Annotated in this window: 6 protein-coding genes; 3 read left to right on the top strand and 3 right to left on the bottom strand. The window is 66.1% G+C overall.

Annotation, left to right across the window (positions count from 1 at the left end; genetic code table 11):
- Positions 1–129 precede the first annotated feature (129 nt).
- Both A6302_RS21265 and A6302_RS21260 read right to left on the bottom strand, forming a co-directional pair.
- Complete coding sequence (locus tag A6302_RS21265) at positions 130–816, bottom strand: diguanylate cyclase domain-containing protein (RefSeq protein ID WP_083255671.1); 687 nt, start codon at positions 814–816, stop codon at positions 130–132.
- A complete protein-coding gene (locus A6302_RS21260; protein ID WP_083255670.1) occupies positions 783–1,931 on the bottom strand; it encodes an EAL domain-containing protein in 1,149 nt (382 codons plus the stop codon). The genes A6302_RS21265 and A6302_RS21260 overlap by 34 nt, the downstream gene beginning before the upstream one ends.
- Before the next feature lie 588 nt (positions 1,932–2,519).
- On the opposite strand from A6302_RS21260, the gene rpsD reads away from it, so the two are divergent.
- From rpsD to A6302_RS22135, 3 genes are all read left to right on the top strand, one after another.
- Complete coding sequence (rpsD, locus tag A6302_RS10290) at positions 2,520–3,137, top strand: 30S ribosomal protein S4 (RefSeq protein WP_069306967.1); 618 nt, start codon at positions 2,520–2,522, stop codon at positions 3,135–3,137.
- 245 nt (positions 3,138–3,382) lie between these two features.
- Entirely contained in the window at positions 3,383–4,855 is a 1,473-nt protein-coding gene (locus tag A6302_RS10285) for a diguanylate cyclase domain-containing protein (protein ID WP_141703646.1), read from the top strand.
- Positions 4,792–5,556, top strand: a complete 765-nt coding sequence (locus tag A6302_RS22135; RefSeq protein ID WP_169833555.1) for a putative bifunctional diguanylate cyclase/phosphodiesterase — start codon at positions 4,792–4,794, stop codon at positions 5,554–5,556. The genes A6302_RS10285 and A6302_RS22135 overlap by 64 nt, the downstream gene beginning before the upstream one ends.
- A 35-nt stretch (positions 5,557–5,591) precedes the next feature.
- On the opposite strand, the gene grxD is transcribed toward A6302_RS22135, so the two are convergent.
- Positions 5,592–5,927, bottom strand: coding sequence for a Grx4 family monothiol glutaredoxin (gene grxD / locus A6302_RS10280; RefSeq protein ID WP_069306966.1), 336 nt, complete (start codon positions 5,925–5,927; stop codon positions 5,592–5,594).
- Positions 5,928–6,000: the final 73 nt, after the last annotated feature.

Here is a 6,000-nt window from a genome sequence, read left to right as displayed (position 1 = left end):
TGTATAGCATTACAACCGAAGACATGCCTGACGGATTGAAGAGAAAAATATTACCTGTCTACAAAGTATCCTTGATATTCTTGGCGGTCATAGTTGCAGCTTCTATTCTGCTTCCGCGATAGATCCACATCAGCCCGGCTGGGACAGGTAGGACGGGGCGCGCCGGATGGCGATGGCGTCGGGGGCGAGCTTCGCCGCGCGCTTGGCCTCGGCGATGCGGCGCGACAGCGCCACGAAGTCGTCGATGAACTCGCCGGCGCCGATCTCCACCACCGCCGCCGAACAGGTCATCAGCGGATAGATCTGCTCGTCGCCCTGGCGGTCGTTGGCCAGCAGGAAGCCGCGCTCGCGGTCGCCCGCCGCATAGAAGCTGGTGATCTCGGCGCGGTAGTCCTCCACCACGGCCCGCGCCAGCGCCACCACCCGGTCGACGCTCATGTCCTTCACGCCGGCGAAGAAATCGTCGCCGCCCACGTGGCCGAGGAAGCCCATGCCCATGTGGCGGCGCAGGATGTCGGCAAACAGCATGATCGCGCGGTCGCCCTGGCGGAAGCCGTAGTGGTCGTTGAAGGCCTTGAAGTGGTTGAAGTCGAAGTAGCAGAACAAGCGGTTGACGCCCTTGGGCTCGGCCGCATCGACCAGATGGTTGTTGATCGACAGGTTGCCCGGCAGCCGCGTCAGCGGATTCTGGTCCTGCGCCATCGTCAGGCGCTTCTCGTTGACGAGCTTCAGCAGCGACGCCGACGACAGCACGCCGAGATAGCGCCCCTGGTCGACGATGATCACCGCCTCGGTCTCGCCACTGTTGGCATACATCTCGAGAATCTTCTCCACCGGCGCGAGATGTCGGCGATCGGGCAGCGGGTCACGAAGGTGAACAGCTTGTGGGCGAAGAAGGAATTCTGGAGGATGTCGCGGCCGGTGGGGCTGAACACGAAGGAGCGCAGGTTGCGCTCATGCAGGAGGCCGATCGGCTCGCCGCCATGGCCGAGCACCGGGAAATAGGCCTGGTCCGGCGCCCGTCGGAAGCGGTCGAACACGTCCTTCATGCCGAGGTCGACATCCACCGGCGGCACCGGGTTCACCTCGGCACGCACGATGGTCTCGTCGGACTCGCGCTTGCGCCGGTCGAAGGACGAGGCCGTCATCACGTGACGGTAGGCGCCCGGCATCTGCTCCACCTCGAGGCAGGGCCGGGCGATGTAGTAGCCCTGGGCGAGGTCGCAGCCGATCTCGCGGCAGGCGGTATGCTCCTCGGCGGTCTCGATGCCCTCGGCGATCACCTTGGCGCCGAGCACGTGGGCGAGGTTGACCACGGTGGACACGAACAGCTTCTTGCGCGGCGAACGGGCGATGTCGGCCACGAAGAAGCGGTCGATCTTCACGTATTCCGGCTGGAAGGCGTAGAGCAGGGTCAGTTCGGAAAAGCCCTGGCCGAAATCGTCAAGCGCGATGCGGATCTGCCCGGCCCGCAGGGCGGCGACCATCATCGTCGCGCTGGAACTGTGGGCGGTCTTGTGCTGCTCCGAGAGCTCGATGCACAGCGCGCCGGGATTGAGGTCGTTGTCGGCGGCCAGCTTCAGCAGCCGGTCCACACGGAAGGACTGGTCCTCCAGCGTGCGCCCGTCGATGTTGAGGAACAGGCGCCGCGCCCCGCCGCCCGGCAGCCGTCCGAGGGTCTCGATCGCCCGTGAGGCGAGGATCAGTTCCACCTCGGCCAGTTCGTGGCGGATGTAGGCGGCGTCGAAGAAACTGGCGATTGTCGGATAGCCGCCCTCCATGGTGCCGCGCAGCAGCGCCTCATAGGCATGGACGACGCCCGTATGGATATCGACGATCGGCTGGAACGCATGGCGGATGCCGCTCAATCTCGTCACGAGCGTTCCCGAGGCATCCTCCCCCGCGTCGATCACGACCTTCGGCAAGTTCATCCGAATCCCCCAGGGTCCGCCGGTTCCGATGCGCGGCAGATGGTCCGGCGCAACGCGTCCTGCGCTTTGTCCGATGCCACGCTCGATCGCGGTGTCTCGCGATAGACTGGCACAGATCGGTTATCACATTCTCAATGGCCGTTTTTTTCAGGCGATGCTCGTCCCGGCTGCGAACTATAGGGGTGGGTGCCCCCTTGGGTGCAGCCCCTTTCGCGGCGGGCTGCAAAGAGCGTGAATGTCTGGTATCCGACAAAAGTCGAATGCGAGAGACCGCCCACTGGCGTGGCAATTGCCCATGCGCGCCCGCTCATGCGCGCCTGCCCGCGAGAGCCTGCGCGCACGCGGGCCGGGGACGCAGCGCCAACCGGCGCCCGCATGCCCGCCATGGTTTGACTTCACCGGCAACTCCGGCTAAGGAACCGCCACCGCGCGGGCTGTCATGGCCCGCGCGTTCGTTCACGCACCCGTGGACCTTTGCGCCGGTCGCTGGTGCGGGGTTCTGTCGGTCCGCGGCTCGCCCCGAAACGGGGTCCCGTCGGACAGAGGAGGGCGCGTGTCCTTCGCATCGGTACCAACGAGGATACGCGAATGTCCAAGCGCCACAGCGCCAAGTACAAGATCGACCGCCGGCTCGGCGAAAACATCTGGGGTCGCCCCAAGAGCCCGGTCAACAAGCGCGAATACGGCCCCGGCCAGCATGGCCAGCGCCGCAAGGGGAAGCTCTCCGACTTCGGCCAGCAGCTGCGCGCCAAGCAGAAGCTGAAGGGCCATTACGGCGACATCTCCGAGAAGCAGTTCTACAAGATCTACCAGGAAGCCTCGCGCATGCGCGGCGACACCTCGGAGCAGCTCATCGGCCTTCTCGAGAGCCGCCTCGACGCGATCGTCTATCGCGCGAAGTTCGTTCCGACCATCTTCGCCTCGCGCCAGTTCATCAACCACGGCCACATCAACGTCAACGGCCGCCGGGTGAACATCGGCAGCTACCGCTGCAAGGTCGGCGACGTGATCGAGATCCGCGAGAAGTCCAAGCAGCTCGCGATCGTGCTCGAGGCCACCGGCCTTGCCGAGCGCGACGTGCCGGACTACCTCGACGTCGATCACTCCAAGCTGGTTGCCAAGTATGTGCGCGTTCCCGGTCTCGGCGACGTGCCTTTCGCGGTCCAGATGGAACCGAACCTCGTCATCGAGTTCTACTCGCGCTGATTTTTCCCTCCCCCGGGAGAGACTGGAAAGGCGCCCTTCGGGGCGGCCTTTTTCGTTGTCGGCATGCCCCGGCGGCAGCCCACCGACAGGAAGCCCCGCACCTGCCCCATTATGCGGCAACTGCCCGCAATTAATGCAGGAAAACAGTGTCGGATCAGATACTTAATGCTTTGAAACGGAATTTGTTATACGACATCTTAACCGATAACCTGAAAAACTGCTGGGATACCACAGAGGATAGAGGCATGTCGTCCGAAGTCGCCGACAGCAGGGTTCCGGTCGAAGGCAGGCGCGGCGCGCGGCGGCTCGCGGCGGCGCTGAGGAAGCTCGTCACGGGCCCGCGCGAGCGGCGTCGCGAGGCCGCGCTGGCCGCTGCCGAGATGGCCGCGCGCGAGGCGCAGGACCAGCTCCGCGAGGCGATCGACGTTCTGCCCGAGGGCATCGTCTATCTCGATGCCGAAGGCCGCTACATCCTCTGGAACGAGCGCTACGCCGAGATCTACACCCGCAGCGCCGATCTCTTTCGCGCCGGCGAGAAATTCGAGGACACGCTGCGCATCGGCGTCGCCCGCGGCGACTATCCGATGGCCAAGGGCCGCGAGGAGGAATGGCTCGCCGATCGGCTCGCCCTGCTCGCCAATCCCGGCGTCCGCCACGAGCAGCTCCTGTCCGACGGCCGCTGGATCATGATCGAGGAGCGGCGGACCCGCTCGGGCGGCACCATCGGCCTGCGCGTCGACATCACCGACATGAAGCGGCGCGAGGCGTCCTTCCGGCTGCTGTTCGAGGACAACCCGGTGCCGATGTGTCTCCTCGATCCCGAAACGCTGGCGATCGTCGAGGCCAACGCCGCCGCCTGTGCCCACTACGGCCACGACGCCGCGGCCTTCCGCAGCCTCACCCTGCTCGACCTTCACCACCCGGACGAGCACCCGTCGCTGGCCCGCAGTTCCGACGCCTCGCCCGCCTTCCGCGGCGGGCGCAACTGGCGCCAGCGCCGCGCCGACGGCAGCGAGATCGAGGTGACCACATTCGCGCGGGCGCTGACCTTCGAGAATGCCCCGCGCCTGCTGTTCGCCTTCGTCGACGTCACCGAGCGGCGCCGGACCGAGGCGCGCATGGCCCACATGGCCCGCCACGACCTGCTGACGGGCCTTCCGAACCGCCTCGGCTATGGCGAGCGCATCGCCGCCGCGATGGCGCGTGCGGGCAAGCTGCGCCAGGGGCTGGGCGTGCTGCTGATCGACCTCGACAACTTCAAGACCGTCAACGACACGCTCGGCCACTCGGTCGGCGACGCCCTGCTGAAGGAAGTCGCGGACCGCATTCGCGGCTGTCTCGACGAGGACTCCTTCGTTGCCCGCCTCGGCGGCGACGAGTTTGCCGTGCTGGTGCCGCTCGACCAGCACGAGGGCCGCGACGAGGCGGTCGCGCGCATGCTGCTGGAGACGCTCGCGCCCACGTTCCGCATCGACGGCCATCAGGTGGCGGCGGGCGCGAGCATCGGCATCGCCCGCCTTCCCGAAGGCTGCACCGACCACGAGCAGTTGCTGAAGAATGCGACCTCGCGCTCTACCGGGCGAAGGCCTCGGGCCGCGGCACCTTCCGCTATTTCGAACCGGGCATGGACGAGGCGCTGCAGGCGCGCCGGCGCATGGAGATGGACCTGCGCGAGGCCCTGTCGCGTGGCGAGTTCTCGCTGCATTACCAGCCGCTGATCAGCCTCGACAACGGCGAGATTTCCGGCTTCGAGGCGCTGCTGCGCTGGACCCATCCGGACCGCGGCGACATTCCGCCGGGCGACTTCATCGGCATTGCCGAGGAGACCGGACTGATCGGGCCGATCGGCCGATTCGTGCTGGAGCGCGCCTGCCGCGACGCCGCCGGCTGGCCGGGCGACCTCAAGATCGCGGTCAACCTGTCGCCGGCGCAGTTCCGCTCCTACGACATCCTGGCATCCGTGGTGCACGCGCTGGACGTCTCGGGTCTCTCCCCTTCCCGGCTCGACCTGGAGATCACCGAATCACTGCTGATGGACAAGAGCGAGGCGGCGCTCTCCACCCTGCGCGCCCTGCGCCATCTCGGCGTCGGCATCTCGATGGACGATTTCGGCACGGGCTATTCGTCGCTCAGCTACCTGCGCGCCTTCCCCTTCACCAAGATCAAGATCGACAAGTCCTTCATCAAGGACCTGCATTCGAGCCCGGACTCGCAGGCGATCGTGCGCGCGATCGTCAGCCTCGGCAACAATCTCGGCATGCGGGTGATCGCGGAGGGGATCGAGAATCCCGACGACCTCGCCTTCCTGATGGAAGCGGGCTGCGGCGAGGGTCAGGGCTATCTGTTCAGCGTGCCGAAGCCGCTGAAGGACATCGCCGGCCTGATTGCCGGCGCGCCCGCGACCAGGGCCGCGGGCTGACACCATCGTTCATCCTGAGTAAAGGACGGCCGGGCTCAGGCCCGCTCGGTCACAGGGATGCCGTTGGCCTTCATGTGCTCGGCCAGTTCGCCGGCCTTGAACATCTCGCGGACGATGTCGCAGCCGCCGAGGAACTCGCCCTTGACGTAGAGCTGCGGGATCGTCGGCCAGTTGGAATATTCCTTCACGCCCTGGCGGATGTCGTCATCGTCGAGCACGTTGATGCCCTTGTAGGGCACGCCGATGTAATCGAGGATCTGCACCACCTGGCCGGAGAAGCCGCACATCGGGAACTGCGGCGTTCCCTTCATGAACAGCACCACGTCGCTGGACTTCACTTCGCTGTCGATAAAGGCCTTCATGTCGGACATCGGTTTGTCTTTCCTGATGGACCGGCCGCGCCGCAGCGCCGCCTGATCGGGTCACCCTGTGGCCTCGGACCCC

The sequence above is a fragment of the Methylobrevis pamukkalensis genome (assembly GCF_001720135.1).
Classification (GTDB): Bacteria; Pseudomonadota; Alphaproteobacteria; order Rhizobiales; family Pleomorphomonadaceae; genus Methylobrevis; species Methylobrevis pamukkalensis.
Note: the sequence above shows the minus strand (reverse complement) of the source record. Positions and strands in the feature narration are given on the sequence as shown.